The following is a 15,144-nucleotide window of genomic DNA, read 5'->3' on the forward strand; positions in this document are numbered from 1 at the left end:
AAACCGTTATAGTTGGTGTCTCGCTTATCAGAGCGACTTCCAAACTTTTTCAATTAGATTTTTGGTAGCCTTAATACCCTCTGCTTCACTCAACTTATTTCCTTCGTATTCTATCCCGATATAACCGTCAAAATTGGCATCCTTGACTAATTTCAGCAATTTGGGATAATCCAGATAAGTTTCGTTCCCGGACGTATCAAAATTATATGACTTTGCACTGACCCCTTTGGCAAAAGGCAGAAAATCTGCTACTCCTTTTTCATGAGGATATAGCTCAGTACACTTATCATTCATAGTACTTCCCCATTCGGTATTCAGGCACCAGTTTCCAAAGTCTGGCAAAGTTCCCAAATACGGATTGTCTACCTGCCTGATAATACCGGTCATATAGGTGCCGTCGGAAGTGTGCAACCCGTGGTTTTCGATAAGGACGTTTATTTCTTGCTGGGCTCCATAGGTGGCCAGTTGCCCCAGACCATCAATAAGCGCGTTTTTAAGAACATCTCGCTTAGCTGTCCCAAAAGCATTGACACGTATAGAATGACAACCAAGAATTTTGGCAGCATCTATCCATTTATAATGATTTTCCACCGCCAATTTTCTTGACGATGCATCAGGGTTACCCAATTCACCTTCATTGTCTACCATGATTAACAGGCTTTTTACCCCCAGATCATCTGCCCGTTCTTTCATTTGGCCCCAGAACTTCTGATCGGATCCGTGCTTTACATAAAACTGATTTACATATTCTATTGCGGAAATATCAAAGTCGTTTTTGGCTATCTGGGCAAAGTTTTCCGCCGTGATTTCACCTTTTTCCAAGGCCCTGTGCAATGACCACTGAGCCAGTGAAATTTTAGGTTTTTTGGCCGATGTATTTACAAAAGGTTGGGTGCCATAACTTAAATAGGCTGGGAGCGATAAACTCGCAGTTCCCAGGATGGCATTTTTAATGAAGAGGCGTCTGTTATTCATGGATTTGATTTAAGAGTTTATGTTGGTCGGGGTTTGTTAAGTATTTCAATAATCCAATAGATCACCTGTGCAATGCCACTAACAAAGACAAAAAGGAGGATCCAAACCAATAGCAGGTTGTTTTCTTTCAGGTTTGGATTTTGAACTGCATGCACGATGAAAAATACTAGGCTTGCCAGAGACAGTAGTACCGCAAGGAATATAAGTATAATAAAGAGACTAACTTCTCCAAGAATTACAGAGGCAGAAGTAACACCCGAACTTTCAGCTACGGCGGCATTGTGCATTAGTGATATAAAGAATGCCATATAGGCGGCAATAGCAATTATTACCACAATTATTGGTGTTAATGCAAAGAATGCCTGCCAAAACCGGTTGTGTAACATTGCTGTACTCTTTCTTTAAATTTAATAAAAATTTGCTGTGAAATCTACCCGAGATCAAAAAATTAAGTAATGGACTTTAATTTGTCAAAAGCTTTTCACAGCAGCTTCTGCACAACGCTCACCGTCCATGGCTGCAGAGACAATGCCCCCGGCATATCCACCGCCTTCACCACATGGAAAGAGCCCTTTTATTTCAGGATGTTCCAGATTTACTTTTCTCGGAATAGTCAGGGGAGATGATGTCCTGGATTCCACGCCAACAATATTTGCCTGGTCGGTATAATATCCTTTCATTTTACTTCCAAAAGCTTTAAAACCAGATCGTAACCTGCTGCCAATTAGTTTTGGTAATAGTGAATGTAAAGGAGCAGACTTTAGACCGGGCTGGTAGGAGCAGGGATTTAGAGACGATGATAAGCGGCCCTCTACAAAATCTGTCAATCTCTGCCCCGGGGCCGTTTGAGATCTCCCTCCTGCAGTGAACGCTAATCTTTCCAGGTCTTTTTGGAATTCTAGTCCTTTTAGCACATCAAACTTTTCATATTTGGGAATATCTTCATCGACATTTATTTCTACCACTATACCCGAATTGGCGTACAGATTATTCCTTTTAGACGGAGACATTCCATTGACAACCACTTCACCGGGTGCAGTAGCAGCGGGTACGATAAAACCTCCCGGACACATACAAAAAGAATATACCCCTCTGTGTTTTACCTGATGCACCAGACTATAGGCTGCAGCTGGTAATACTTCGCTGCGCTGGCCTTTGCAATGGTACTGAATAGCATCAATAATTTGCTGAGGATGTTCTACTCTGACTCCCATTGCAAAAGATTTGGCTTTTAGGGCTATGTCTTTTTTATGTAATAGATAATAGATGTCTCTTGCAGAATGTCCGGTAGCCATGATTACCTTGTTTACCTCCAATACCTTTCCATTAAGTAACTCCAGCGCACAGATTTTACCTTCTTTAATTTTTAGGTCGGTAACCCTGCTGTTAAAATATACTTCTCCTCCATGATCTAAAATGGTTGTTCTGATATTGGTTACAATTTTGGGAAGTTTGTTGGTGCCGATATGCGGATGGGCATCAATCAGAATTTGATCACTGGCCCCATGATGTACAAGACTTTCAAATACCTTTCTGACATCTCCCCGTTTTAGGCTTCGGGTATATAATTTACCATCAGAATAGGTCCCGGCCCCTCCCTCGCCAAAGCAATAATTGGAATCTTCATTCACAAGATGGTCCTGGTTAATGGCTTTGAGGTCTCTTCTTCTTTCTCTGACATCTTTTCCCCGTTCAAGTATTACGGGTTTATATCCCAATTCTAAACATCTAAGAGCGGCCCACATCCCGGCCGGGCCAAAACCAATAATATGGATGGCCTTAGCCTTGGAAACATCTTTATAGTAGAATTTCTGTATTTCCCCCTTAGGAACCTCCTCATTGATGTACACTTCAACTTTATAATTAAATACAACTACAGCCTTTCTTGCGTCTATTGACTTACGCTTTATTTTAACGGCCACCTCTTCTACCGGGTATCCCAGGTGATGGGCTGCTTTTATCCTTAAAATGTCTTTTTGAGCTAATTCTTCTGGTTTTACCCTGAGCTGGATGTTTTTGACCATGTACTAAATTTAATGCAAATCAAAGGATTAGACTTCCTTTAGTGATGTGTTTAGGATTGGATTTTACTTTCTGTAGCTGCCGCTTTGTAAAATAAGTTTTTCTTCCTTTAATGCTTTAAGCAAATTGCCCAATTTTAATTTGGTAGATGTTCCCATTAAAAGGTTTAATCCTAACTTTGGAGGGCCGGATGCTGCCAAGTTCGCTAACAATTTTTCGAAAAACAATATCCCTTTTTCAGTTTGATCTGTTGTTTGCACTTTCCTCAGGCCCTGGTCTCCAAGTATATTTTCCATTACTGATACTTTTGCCAGGAAACTTATCTTGGGTTGGCTGGCCCAGGGCATAGGATAATTTACCTCTTCATCTCCCTTTTTAAAAATATCGTAGTAAAGAAAAGTACCACCATCCTTTAATACCCTTGTAATTTCTTTATAAAATTTGGTCTTATCTTCCACATTCATTTGCACATGTTGCGTCCAGACCAAATCAAAAGACCGGTCTGCAAAAGGTAAGTTTGTGGCATCACCATGTACAAACGATGTTTGGTCTTCCAAACCAACGAGTTCTGAAAGCATTTTGGCTGTACGGACAAATTCTTCAGACAGGTCTATACCTGTGGCCCTGCAACCAAATTCGTCTGCCAGCATTCTGCATGGTCCCCCAATGCCACAACCAACATCCAATACCTGCTTGTCTTTAAGTTGGAGACCTGCAGCAAGTTCTTTTGAGACTTCTGCACCGCGTACATGAAATTCATCTACAGCTGAAATATCAGATCGTCTAACTTCATCTAAAGCTATCCCAGCCGCCTTTAAATTTGCTAGAATTCGGCCAAATAAATCGGGGCTGTGATAGTGTTCTTCAACTTCGTTGCTGAGGTTATTCATATTACTTTTTAATAGTGGTTTCTTATTAAATTAGATGTGGTGCTGAAGATTTTAATTCATCTCTGCCCAAAAGGTAAGGAAATAATTAATTTGCCCGATTCTAGAATTGGTTCAACTGAAGATTGTAAGACTTGGTTACTTTAACTAGGGATAAATCCATTAAATTGCAACAAACAACTTAACTGGATTAGCATGAAAGTTTTATTTATCGGAGGCACGGGAAATATCAGTTCGGCTTCAAGCAGATTAGCAATTGAAAAAGGTCTGGACCTCTACCTGCTTAACAGGGGTACTTCTAAAAATACCATTGAGGGGGCAAATGTCATTCTTGGAGATATTAATAAACCGGAGGAGTTAAGTGAACTTAAAGAACACAGCTGGGATGTTGTGGTAAATTGGATTGCCTTTAACCCGGAAGATATCGAAAGGGATATTACACTTTTCAAGGGAAGAACAAAACAGTATATTTTCATCAGCTCTGCCTCTTGTTACCAGACACCATTGAGCTACCCTGTAATTACAGAGTCTACTCCTTTGTGTAATAATTTATGGGACTATTCTAACGATAAAATTAAATGTGAACAACGTTTACAAAAGGCATATAGTGAAGAAAATTTCCCCATTACCATAGTCAGGCCGTCTTTAACCTACGATACTGTAATTCCTATAGCAATTGGCGGATTTGATAGTTATACCACAGCAGACAGGATACTCAAAGGAAAGGAGATAATTATACACGGTGATGGCACCTCATTATGGACGGTAACACATTCTGATGATTTCGCTAAGGGATTTGTTGGGCTATTGGGACTAACCCAGGCCATTGGACATGCCTTTCATATAACATCGGATGAAATTCTAAACTGGAATACCATCTATCAGATACTTGCAGATAGTTTAGGAAAAGAGGCTAGGGTAGTTCATATAGCGTCTGACTTTATTTGTAAAATTGCCCCTTCATTTACAGGAACCTTACTGGCAGATAAGGCAGAGAGCGTCATTTTTGACAATACCAAAATTAAAACCTTCGTTCCGGGTTTTACAGCTACCATTCCCTTTGCGGAAGGAATTAAAAGGACATTGAAATGGCTGGATGAACATCCCGAAAAAAAGATTATCGACCAGGAGGTAGATAAGGAGATCGAAAAAGTGCTTAAGGCCTATGGTAGTTAATAGCACCCTGGATGCAGCAGGTGTTTTGTCAGCTTTTCCTAATTGTATAGCAAGGATTATTTAATCTTCTTGTATTTTTTTAATATCTCAACCAGCAAATCATGGGGTAGGGCATGGGCGGTGTTTCCATTAATTCCTTCCATGGTTTCAGCGGCCACCATGGCATTAATTATGGCCTCTTCCACAGCCTGGGATGTAGCTTCAAATAGTGGTGTTATCCTGTCATTAGACAAAGTTTCAACCCTGGTGTTTTTGTCCCGGTTAAATGCAGTTTCATTAGCTGTAGAGAAGGCCAGGTATATGTCACCGGATCCATTACTTCCCCTCCCGCCAACCACACCCATCCCTATGGTAACCCGATGAGCTATTCTCTTTAGCTGATGAGGAAGTAAGGGCGCGTCTGTAGCTATAATTACAATTATGGAACCATCTCCCTCTTGTCTTCTGGTTTGCGGAGGGGCATTAAAAACATAGTTTAAGGTATCTTTTAGTTCCCTGCCAACATGTACTCCTGCTATATTCAGGTTTCTTTTGGCACCAAAATTACTTTGTACAAGAGCACCTAAAGTGTAAGTAGTGTCTTGTACGGTCACCATCCTCGAAGAAGTACCGATACCACCTTTAAATCCCAGGCACATCATCCCCGTTCCGCCCCCAACATTGCCTTCTTCCACTCTTCCGGTTTTAGCATTGTTTATAGCTTCCAAAACGTGTTTCTCTTTAACGTGAAAACCGTATATGTCGTTAAGAAAACCGTCATAGGTTTCGGCTACTACCGGATAAGTATACCACCAATCCTCACCCTGATACCAATTTGTATCCACATACCATTTTAATACTGCATCTCTAACCACCCCAACACTGTTAGTATTTGTGATCATTATTGGTGTTTCCAAAAAGCCAGATTCTGTTATCCAGGTGGTTCCGGTCATCTCACCGTTGCCATTAAGACTGTACCAATTGGCGTATACCGGATTAAATTTTTTCCCTCTTGGAAAGATAGCGGTAACTCCTGTTCTCACAGGTCCTTTACCTATAACATTTTTGCCACTACCCGAAATTATGGTACTATGGCCCACTTCAACTCCCTTTACATCGGTTATGGCATTAAGTTTCCCGGGGGTACCATCAAAAGGCACTCCCAGATCCCGGGCCCTTGGTTTTTGGCTATAGGTAATTGTACTGATCAACAGGATTACTGTAACAATGATAATTTTCTTCATATTAGTTCTGCTAAGAGGCTTCTAGGTTAAGGGTAGGCCGGCAAACCATTTGGCAATTGCCTGCCAGCCGGGTACGGAATATTGCAACAATATTACAGAATGAACAAATATATAAAGGCCAAGGGTAACAGGAAAAATCCATCTGCCCCGTTTTTCTTTACGTTCGGCAATTATTAGGATAATGAGTAAGCTGTATAAAAGCCCAATAGATACAAGATATGCCGGGGGAACAAAATTACCGTCAAAGAATAAATTTATTATGGCTCTTACCATAGCAGGTTCTATAAGTACAATTCCGGCCACTATCATGCCCCTGGCATGTAAAGGCATAATTTTCCGATATCTGATGGCCACGCCGTAGCCAAAAGTAAAAATGATGAGATCTTTAAAAGGCACCCAAAGGCTGAGACCCAGATTTTCCTCCTCTCCCGTAATACGGCTATGGGCCAGGAGTAGTACTGATATATAAATCAGCGGGACCAAAATATAGGATATCTTACCAATACTTCTGTGCAAGGCAAAATGCTTCTTCTTGATCAATAACGGCTGTGCAATCAGAAAGAAAATCCACAATACCGCCAGGACCGCATGAAAATGCATATAGAAAGTAAAATCTGCCGTACCGTCAAAGAATTTCGAAAAATAAGAAGGCCAAAAACCCACTATAGCCAGCAAAAAAAGGCCGACAAAATAATTGGTACTGTTAACATAAGTAAATGGTTTTCGACTTTTGGTAGTGTTCATTGATTAGTTATAAGGTATTATAATAAGGTTTATACTATTGTGCAGCTCTCGCTTTATCAGCTTCAGCCAAAAGGTAATACTTAATATTCAATATCTCTTCCTCACTTAAACGGTCTCCGAAATTTGGCATTCCTTTTTCCAGGAATAGCCCTTCACCCACAATCTGTGTCATTATTTTAAAGGTTGCAGCAGTGGAGTATCTTAAATCTGGTATATTACCACCTCCCTGCGGATAACCCCCTCCGCCATGGCACTGAGAGCAATACCTTAGATATCTTTTTTCACCTATCAGCAGCTGTTTTTTCGAAGCATCATAATCTATCTGAACTAATTGTTTTACTTCTGCTTTTGGAAAATCTGGTAATGGCTCATTTTTTCCCAGAGCAAAGGTATAAATAGAGCCGGGATTAATTTGTTCTGTAAATTTCATCCACAGACCGAGAACACCTCCCCAACCAACCGGGATGGTGATATATTGTATACCATCTACTTCATAAGTAATTGGTGGTGCGATAATTCCGGTGCCAAGAGGATAAGACCATACTTCCGCTCCCGATTGGGCATCAAAAGCGACCAGGTCCCCTTCGGCCGTTCCCTGAAAAACAAAGTCATCGGTTACCAGAACCCCTGCGTTCCATGGAGAGGGTTGTTTTGCATTCCAAACTTCTTTTTGATTAATGGGATCCCAGGCAATTAATTTGCCATAAAATTGCCTGGCTAAAGTGTCTTCCTGAATGTTATTGGCGGCATTGAATTCGGAACCTATATTCCATGACCTTCCATCGTCATTGTAGTTGAATTCTGCTGGTTGTCCATAAAACATTCCAAATTCACGGGCAGGGATATATACCAAGCCGGTAACGGGACTATACGCCATTGGCTGCCAATTATGACCCCCGGAAGCAGATGGGGCTATTTCAGTATTCATATTGGGATATCTGCTATTTGGAGCTTCTATCGGTCGGCCAGTCTCCTTATCTATTCCCTTGGCCCAGTTTACATATACATAGGGTTCCGCCGAAATAAAATCCCCGTTTACTCTGTCGATGACATAGAAAAAACCATTTTTTGGTGCTTGCATAAGCACTTTCCTAATCTCCCCATTTATTTCCAGATCTGTTAAGATGATCTGTTGTGTAGCAGTATAATCCCAGGTATCGCCCGGAGTGGTCTGGTAATGCCATTTAAGAGATCCGTCATCCGGATTAAGGGCGATTATAGAAGATAAATACAAATTATCCCCTCCTTCAGGACTCCTTATGTCTCTATTCCAGGGCGAGCCGTTACCAACCCCAATGTAAACGGTATTTAATTCAGGATCATAAGCTATGGCATCCCAGGCAGTACCGCCTCCTCCAAATTTCCACCATTCACCGGTCCAGGTTTTAGCGGCATCCTCCATAGCTTTAGACTCAAAACCATCTGCAGGATTGCCAGGGACAGTATAAAAACGCCAGGCTTCATCTCCGCTTAATGCGTCATATGCTGTAACATATCCCCGTACGCCGTACTCCGCACCGCCATTGCCGATAATGACTTTTCCTTTGATTACTCTTGGCGCACCTGTAATAGTATAGGCCTTATCCTGATTTACAGTGAGTACTTCCCATGATTTTTCTCCTGTCGCAGCATTTATAGCTACCAGCCGTCCATCCAGTGTGCCGACAAAAATAAATCCTTTATAGACCGCAACTCCTCTATTGACAACATCACAACAGGCTTTTTCTCCATATCCTTTAGGCACTTCAGGATCATAGGTCCATATTAATTTTCCTGTCCGGGCGTCTATGGCGTAGACAACGCTCCAGGGTCCTGTTACATACATTATACCATCTACTACTATAGGGGTAGCTTCAATACCGCGCTTGGTCCCCAAATTAATACTCCAGGCTAATCCCAGGCTATCAATATTGGAGGCATTTATCGAATTTAACGGACTGTAGCGATCTTCATTGTAGTTTTTTCCATATGTGATCCAATCCCCTGGGGTATCATTCGCTGATGACAGGCGGGTGTCATTAATTTCGCCCGTTACAGCAGTTATATGTTCAATAGTACCCGGTTCGGGTTCAGAGGCGCAAGCGCAGATAAATAAGAATGTGGTGGCCATCAAAAAAAGTTCAACTGTTTTCTTCATTTTGGCAGGTTTTGTTTAAGTGAGTTAAATAGGATTATACTACATATGTAAATAAGGTTTGTTCTTTAAAAACAGAACCCGGGAAACCCCGGGATTCTGCCATCAATTGGTCAGGTTGGTTGTTATTTTAGTTAGAAATCTCCTTTATTGTCTGGTTACTGCTTCCACCATAGGTCCTGGTCCGCTTAAATCATTGCGAAGTGTCCATATTTCAGTGCGGTCACCATCTGTTGTAGCTTCAACATCTGCAATGAAAGTCTGAAAACTTCCAGCTCCATGAACCTCCTCAAAGTACTGAGCAAATTTATCCTCTCTGGCCATCCAGGAAGAACTCTCAAAAAACTCTACCCAGCCAAAATCCATCCCGTCCATATTATTCATTTCATTGCTGTATACACCGTAAATTTGGTCGGGCATTTTTTCCTTGTATACCTTAGCGACTTTCTTAATCACTTTTTCCATGAAATCTCCATTTTTAAAACGTTTGATATCGATCATAAACACGGAAACTTTGTTGATTTCAAAATCTTTGGAAAAGTTGGAAAGCTCCGGATGCATTTTCATATAATTTACTTCTACTTCTGACGTCAGGTAAGCGCTGACATTTTTATTATTGTCATCAGAATGCTCTTGAGTTGATGGCCTGCCATCCATGGCGCTCCAGGGTAACGGCCCCATAATTAACATGTACTTACCGGCATTCTTGCCATTTTGTACATTGTATACCCGGGCTCCATAAGGCCCTTCTGCATGAAATTTATTGTTATGAGCAGCGAGACCTGCTTCAAATTCTGCAATTTTATCGGGTTGTACTGTAAGCATTACATTTTCTAATACCAGTGCTTCATTAGATTGTGATACCATAAGAAGTGGCATTAATAACATGGCAAATAATAATTTTTTCATCTGTTGTGGATTTTGGTTTTAAGAGTTAATTTTTGAAATACATTTCTATTTAAAAACAGGTAGGCAGACGATGACTATGACCTCAAATTGATTTTGATTTTAAACACTAATCCATAAATCTATCTCTTGCATCGTCATCAATTCCCCCGAATTTGTCTGCCCTGCCTGAATCTTTTATATTAGCCTAAAGCCATAAATTAGTTGGAAGGAGAATACCCCATCTCCGGGAGCATTACAGCTTCAAAAACCTCATATTTATCAAGGGTAGCCAGGAAATCATTGTAGGTATTTTGCCACTCTTCTCCCATGGCCTCATTGTTTGCTGCTATTCTGTTGGCATAATCTGCTGCATCTTTTGCAGCTACCGCAACCATATAAAATTCGCCCCGGGTCCCAAATCCACTCCTATAGACTCTATAGTGCATTTTTGATCCCTTGCTTTCAAATAAGTCTTTTATTGCTTTCACCCCTGCTTTTACAGCTGCACGGTTGCCAGGCGTATAATGAAAGTAATGGAACTTTCTGTAATCTTCTCCTTCAATGGTTTGGCTAATTCCACCGGGCATATAAGACATCTCATTGTCCAGGTGAATAATATAGTTTTGTTCTATGTCATAACACTTATCCATACGATCAAAAAGGGCTCCCATTTTGTCTGCTCCCATTTTCTCGGGAAGATCTCCAAAAACAGGTTGGTCTAACTGGGCCATATTTTCAATTGGTCCTACCCACATATAGCGGTTGTCTGCGGTCTTAGCCACAATATTATTCATTTCCTGAATGTTGTGTTTTTTGACGTTATTCATCAATTCTTTACAAACACTTTCATATTCGGCTACCATTGAAGGTTTAACCACATCCTCATGTACCCAGAAGGCCTGGGATTTTTTGGTTTCCTGTGCCATAAAACATAGAGGAGTTAATAAAAGCGCAATTAAAAAGCTGATTTTCTGTGTTCTCATAATAATTAAAATTTATTGGTTGTGTGATATATTAATTCATTCCAGCACTGGCGGATTTAAAGTGTATCCCAGCTGTTGTAATAATTCCAGTTCGTTAAAATATACTGCCTCCTTTATCATCTTGCCAACTGCATTGAACTCTATATGGGTGTAGCCATGAATCTTTACTTTCTTGCCTGTAGGCGCAAATTCTCCGAACATTCCCGTATTTGTTCCCATGTACACCCATTGAGCAAATAAATTATCTCCTTTAACCTGTACATTATCAACACTTAACCTACCATCTGGAAACCCCTTGAAATAAATATTCATATTGGCCTCCATTTCGCTTTTGTTCTCCGCAATCTGGATACCGTTGTGATACTTGACAAAGTTTTCCTCCATAAGTATTGTCAGACTGTCCATATTGCTGTTGTTCCAGGCGTATTCAACAAAATTATCGTAGGTATTTCTCAACAATTCTTCATGTGAAATTTCGGCAATGGCTTCGTTCTTTGCTCCAGACCATTCTTTACATGATATAAATAGGGCAACTAGTAAAACAATAGCCAAATATGTTGTTTTCATAAGTACCCGAATTACCCAACTCATTACTAAGCTGTGAAGCTTTCACTATCTAATAAATTAATTTTAAGGAGAATAATAAATACAACTAGGACGAACATGTAGTTTCTATGTCCGAGAGATCATTTTAAGTTATCTAACAGTTGTTTCGTTAAATGTTGTATATTTAACTAAGCTCGTATTTCCCCCGGACGAGAATATACCTGTGATGAGACATGATCTGTTCAAAGGGCTTATTACCTTAGTAATCCTCTTTGGGAATTACGGTCTTCTTAGTTCTCAAATTATCGACTTCACTAGCGAAAAACCCTACAAAAAGGTCTTTGTAGAGACCGACAATTTTGGTGCTTCATACCTGGATACCCTGGAAATTGCCTATGCCAGAACTGCAGTAGACACCCTTAAATTCTCTATTCTTAATGACTTGGCTTATTTCTGGCACAGCCGTAATCTCAATAAGGCCATGATGTATACCAAAGAAGGCCTGGAACAAGCCCAGGACTGTAATAATTTATTGTGGGAGGGTAGATTTCAGATAACGCAGGCAGCCATATTACTGAGGATGGAAAAACTGGATAGTGCTGAGCAGGTTTTGCAGCAGGCCAGTAATAAAGTACTTAAGACCGATTTGCCATTCTTAAATACACAAATGGGTTATATCTATGAACGGAGGGGACAATTGGGAAGAGCTGCAGATTTTGCTTTAGAATCCTTGAGAATAGGGGAAGAGCTTGGAGATATTAAGGCCATGGCACTTGCCTTTAGCGATTTAAGTAATCTGTTCTGGAAACAATCTAGATATGAGAAGGGTCTGGAGTATGGTTTAAAATCTATTCAGCTATTTGAAAAGCGAAACATTAACGACCTAGATTATGATTTTACTCTATATGTGGTAGGAAACAATTATCTGGCACTAAAGATGTACGATGAGGCCTTGCGGTACTATGAATATGCCATTACCATTGGAGAACGGTATGGATTTTACAATAACCTTAGTGATGTATATATTTCTCTGGTAGACTTATATGCCTATTTGAACAGGTTTGATGAAGCGGCAGAAGCAGGACAAAGTGCAATTAAGTATGCAGAATTGCTGCAGAACAACTTTATGCAGATGCGTTCTTATCTTTCGATTGGAAAACTTTTAAATCTTCAGGGTAAATATACCAGCGCCATTAGTAGCCTAAGGAAATGTATAGAAACCGCTACCGAAGATTTTGGAGATTCTTACTATCTCAGTATTGCATATGAAACCCTGGGGAAGGCTTATGCAGGCAATCATCAGTACGAGGAGGCATATCAGGCTTTCGCAGAATATGACAAATTAAAGAAAAGTGTTTTTACAGCAGAAGCAGACCAGCGTATTTCTCTATTGCAAACCGAGTTCGATGTAGCCCAAAAAGACGGAACAATTCAACTTCAGGAAACACAAATTTCCAAGCAAAGGACCAGGCAGACCTTGATTATCATTATTGCTGCCTTATTGCTCATGCTCTTATTATTAGCCTATAAAGCTATTAAAAACAATGTGAGAAAGAACAAACTGCTTCAGCAGCAAAATCGGGAAAAGGAATTTTTACTAAAAGAGATTCACCATCGTGTTAAAAATAATCTGGAAATAGTATCGAGCCTACTCTCATTACAATCAGAAATAATTGATGACCCAGATGTAATTGAAGCCATGCGTAAAAGCCAACAACGTGTACAAAGCATGAGTATGATTCATCAAAAACTTTATCAGGGGCAAAGTCTGGCCGCAATTGAAATGAAGGATTATTTTATGAACCTGGGAAATTATCTGATTAGTTCTTATGGGGCTAAAGAACAAATAAGTCTATGCTGCGATATGGAAACTTTGGAGTTAGATGTAGATATAGCTATTCCTATCGGACTTATTGTCAATGAATTAATTACCAATGCCATGAAATACGCCTTTCCCGGTGGACAAAAGGGTAAAATTGTGATTACCCTAAAAGAAGTAGATTCACTTTTATACCTGACCGTGAAAGACAATGGAGTAGGGAAGTCGGGTAATTTAAGGGTAGAAGGAACGGGGTTTGGAACCCAATTAATTGAGTTGTTAACCCGCCAGTTAGACGGTAAAATGAAGTTGATGAATGCAAAAGGTACTAAGGTGTTTTTTGAATTTCAATTGAACAAAGCTGCTTAAAAATGAAGAATTCTTTACGCATATTTATAGTTGAAGATGATATGATCATTGCCGCAAATGTGGCAATGCAATTATCCAAGTTGGGTTATGATGTCTTAGGCATAGCATCCAGGGGAGAGGAAGCTTTGGCGCATTGTAAATTAAATCCGCCAGATCTAATTTTAATGGACATAAATCTCAAGGGGAAATTAGACGGGATAGCAACCGTAAAAGCCATCCAGCAATTTTGTGACATTCCAGTTATCTATCTTACGGCCAATAGCGATGAAGGCACATTTTCTAATGCAAAGACTACACATCCGTATGCCTTTATTTCCAAACCTTTCAATCAGATAGATTTAGAACGAACCATAGCTCTAGTAGCACAACAACTTACGTTAAGGCATGAAGAGGAGCGCCCTGTAAATTACGATTTGGAAGTGTTGAATGATCGTATTTTTATACGGCATAATGGGAAGATGGTAAAACTCTTACTAGAGGATATTCATTATATTGAAGCAGATCGGAATTATTGCCATATTCTTACCAGCGACAATAAATATTTGTTGGTCAGTACCCTAAAAACTCTTGAAGAGGAGCTATTTGGAACAAGATTAATGCGTGTACACAGGTCTTTTATAGTGAATCTAGCCAAATTAGATGTTGTGGCAGAGAGCCATTTGGAAATTAAACGCAAAGTAATTCCTATAAGTAAATCTTATAAAGACAGGCTGCTGTCCAGGATTCATACCATCTGATAATCAAAAGTTCCTGTCCTTTTTTAAGCTGTTGTTCATTGCCTTTACAATGGCCTTTGAAGCTGCCCCTTTTTCCTCTAGTTCTCTTTTGATGTTTTCATGGTCGTGCTCTCTTCCCTGTGAAAGCTTATATGCGGCCTGTACCTCTTTTATTTCAATCTTAAACCCCACAATACCCTTAATCTGTCTCATGGTGTTTTTGGACATATTATGTAAAGAGACCGGGTTTTTTGAATTGGTTTCGTACTTGTCTACCAATTTATGCAGTGAGTTCAATACGGCCGCTTCATCCAAAATGGTTAACCTCCCGTAAATATGAACTGCGATATAATTCCATGTAGGTACTTCCTCCTCTTTGTACCAGGAAGATGAAATATAACTATGGGGTCCGTTAAAAATACAAAGCACCTCCTTCTGCTCATCAAAATTTTGCCACTGCGGATTGGCTTTGGCAATATGACCTACCAGAAATTCCTTGCCATTTTCATCCATTTCTAATTCTAGCGGGATATGTGTGGCCCATGGCCGGCCACTAACCTCATTTACCAAAATTGCAAAGGCATTTTCCCGAATGAACTCCTTTACTTCCGAAAGCTGTTCATGCTTATACTGTTTTGGTATATACATCTTCTGGTATGGAT

At 40.1% G+C, this 15,144-nt stretch carries 14 protein-coding genes; 3 read left to right on the forward strand and 11 right to left on the reverse strand.

The annotated features are described in order from the left end of the window. Positions 1-27: 27 nt before the first annotated feature. The 4 genes from J1G40_RS12155 to J1G40_RS12170 form a co-directional block, all read right to left on the reverse strand. A complete protein-coding gene (locus tag J1G40_RS12155; RefSeq protein ID WP_265242914.1) occupies positions 28-975 on the reverse strand; it encodes a sugar phosphate isomerase/epimerase family protein in 948 nt (315 codons plus the stop codon). Positions 976-992: 17 nt separating this feature from the next. Beyond that, positions 993-1,361, reverse strand: coding sequence for a hypothetical protein (locus tag J1G40_RS12160; protein WP_265242915.1), 369 nt, complete (start codon positions 1,359-1,361; stop codon positions 993-995). A gap of 84 nt (positions 1,362-1,445) precedes the next feature. Then, positions 1,446-2,999, reverse strand: coding sequence for an NAD(P)/FAD-dependent oxidoreductase (locus tag J1G40_RS12165; RefSeq protein WP_265242916.1), 1,554 nt, complete (start codon positions 2,997-2,999; stop codon positions 1,446-1,448). A 63-nt stretch (positions 3,000-3,062) separates the two neighbouring features. Continuing rightward, entirely contained in the window at positions 3,063-3,887 is an 825-nt protein-coding gene (locus tag J1G40_RS12170; protein WP_265242917.1) for a class I SAM-dependent methyltransferase, read from the reverse strand. A gap of 192 nt (positions 3,888-4,079) precedes the next feature. Here J1G40_RS12170 and J1G40_RS12175 point away from each other — a divergent pair, with 192 nt between their 5' ends. Further along, entirely contained in the window at positions 4,080-5,060 is a 981-nt protein-coding gene (locus J1G40_RS12175; protein ID WP_265242918.1) for an NAD-dependent epimerase/dehydratase family protein, read from the forward strand. A 56-nt stretch (positions 5,061-5,116) separates the two neighbouring features. Here J1G40_RS12175 and J1G40_RS12180 read toward each other — a convergent pair whose 3' ends face one another. From J1G40_RS12180 to J1G40_RS12205, 6 genes are all read right to left on the reverse strand, one after another. Beyond that, positions 5,117-6,283, reverse strand: coding sequence for a P1 family peptidase (locus J1G40_RS12180; RefSeq protein WP_265242919.1), 1,167 nt, complete (start codon positions 6,281-6,283; stop codon positions 5,117-5,119). 21 nt (positions 6,284-6,304) lie between these two features. Beyond that, on the reverse strand, positions 6,305-7,027 hold the full coding sequence (locus J1G40_RS12185; RefSeq protein ID WP_265242920.1) for a hypothetical protein: 723 nt from the start codon (positions 7,025-7,027) through the stop codon (positions 6,305-6,307). 34 nt (positions 7,028-7,061) lie between these two features. Further along, entirely contained in the window at positions 7,062-9,164 is a 2,103-nt protein-coding gene (locus tag J1G40_RS12190) for a PQQ-dependent dehydrogenase, methanol/ethanol family (RefSeq protein ID WP_265242921.1), read from the reverse strand. A 144-nt stretch (positions 9,165-9,308) separates the two neighbouring features. Further along, positions 9,309-10,070, reverse strand: a complete 762-nt coding sequence (locus J1G40_RS12195; RefSeq protein WP_265242922.1) for a hypothetical protein — start codon at positions 10,068-10,070, stop codon at positions 9,309-9,311. Positions 10,071-10,267: 197 nt separating this feature from the next. Beyond that, the gene (locus J1G40_RS12200) at positions 10,268-11,032 is read right to left on the reverse strand and encodes a hypothetical protein (protein ID WP_265242923.1); all 765 of its coding nucleotides are present in this window, start codon (positions 11,030-11,032) and stop codon (positions 10,268-10,270) included. A 36-nt stretch (positions 11,033-11,068) separates the two neighbouring features. Continuing rightward, positions 11,069-11,599 carry an ester cyclase gene (locus J1G40_RS12205; protein ID WP_265242924.1) on the reverse strand — a complete coding sequence of 177 codons (531 nt, stop codon included), beginning with the start codon at positions 11,597-11,599 and terminating at the stop codon, positions 11,069-11,071. A 205-nt stretch (positions 11,600-11,804) separates the two neighbouring features. Here J1G40_RS12205 and J1G40_RS12210 point away from each other — a divergent pair, with 205 nt between their 5' ends. Both J1G40_RS12210 and J1G40_RS12215 read left to right on the forward strand, forming a co-directional pair. After that, a complete protein-coding gene (locus tag J1G40_RS12210) occupies positions 11,805-13,766 on the forward strand; it encodes a sensor histidine kinase (protein ID WP_265242925.1) in 1,962 nt (653 codons plus the stop codon). Positions 13,767-13,768: 2 nt separating this feature from the next. After that, positions 13,769-14,503, forward strand: coding sequence for a response regulator (locus tag J1G40_RS12215; protein WP_265242926.1), 735 nt, complete (start codon positions 13,769-13,771; stop codon positions 14,501-14,503). A 3-nt stretch (positions 14,504-14,506) separates the two neighbouring features. Here J1G40_RS12215 and J1G40_RS12220 read toward each other — a convergent pair whose 3' ends face one another. Beyond that, positions 14,507-15,130 (reverse strand): FMN-binding negative transcriptional regulator, encoded by a 624-nt coding sequence (locus tag J1G40_RS12220; protein ID WP_265242927.1) that lies wholly within the window; start codon positions 15,128-15,130, stop codon positions 14,507-14,509. Positions 15,131-15,144: the final 14 nt, after the last annotated feature.

The organism is Muriicola sp. Z0-33, assembly GCF_026126425.1.
In the GTDB taxonomy this organism is placed as follows: Bacteria; Bacteroidota; Bacteroidia; order Flavobacteriales; family Flavobacteriaceae; genus JAFMPW01.

Excerpts from the sequence above, each read along its gene's own strand:
- J1G40_RS12155 (WP_265242914.1), bottom strand. The coding sequence starts at position 975 with ATGAATAACAGACGCCTCTTCATTAAAAATGCCATCCTGGGAACTGCG.
- J1G40_RS12160 (WP_265242915.1), bottom strand. The coding sequence starts at position 1,361 with ATGTTACACAACCGGTTTTGGCAGGCATTCTTTGCATTAACACCAATA.
- J1G40_RS12165 (WP_265242916.1), bottom strand. The coding sequence starts at position 2,999 with ATGGTCAAAAACATCCAGCTCAGGGTAAAACCAGAAGAATTAGCTCAA.
- J1G40_RS12170 (WP_265242917.1), bottom strand. The coding sequence starts at position 3,887 with ATGAATAACCTCAGCAACGAAGTTGAAGAACACTATCACAGCCCCGAT.
- J1G40_RS12175 (WP_265242918.1), top strand. The coding sequence starts at position 4,080 with ATGAAAGTTTTATTTATCGGAGGCACGGGAAATATCAGTTCGGCTTCA.
- J1G40_RS12180 (WP_265242919.1), bottom strand. The coding sequence starts at position 6,283 with ATGAAGAAAATTATCATTGTTACAGTAATCCTGTTGATCAGTACAATT.
- J1G40_RS12185 (WP_265242920.1), bottom strand. The coding sequence starts at position 7,027 with ATGAACACTACCAAAAGTCGAAAACCATTTACTTATGTTAACAGTACC.
- J1G40_RS12190 (WP_265242921.1), bottom strand. The coding sequence starts at position 9,164 with ATGAAGAAAACAGTTGAACTTTTTTTGATGGCCACCACATTCTTATTT.
- J1G40_RS12195 (WP_265242922.1), bottom strand. The coding sequence starts at position 10,070 with ATGAAAAAATTATTATTTGCCATGTTATTAATGCCACTTCTTATGGTA.
- J1G40_RS12200 (WP_265242923.1), bottom strand. The coding sequence starts at position 11,032 with ATGAGAACACAGAAAATCAGCTTTTTAATTGCGCTTTTATTAACTCCT.
- J1G40_RS12205 (WP_265242924.1), bottom strand. The coding sequence starts at position 11,599 with ATGAAAACAACATATTTGGCTATTGTTTTACTAGTTGCCCTATTTATA.
- J1G40_RS12210 (WP_265242925.1), top strand. The coding sequence starts at position 11,805 with ATGAGACATGATCTGTTCAAAGGGCTTATTACCTTAGTAATCCTCTTT.
- J1G40_RS12215 (WP_265242926.1), top strand. The coding sequence starts at position 13,769 with ATGAAGAATTCTTTACGCATATTTATAGTTGAAGATGATATGATCATT.
- J1G40_RS12220 (WP_265242927.1), bottom strand. The coding sequence starts at position 15,130 with ATGTATATACCAAAACAGTATAAGCATGAACAGCTTTCGGAAGTAAAG.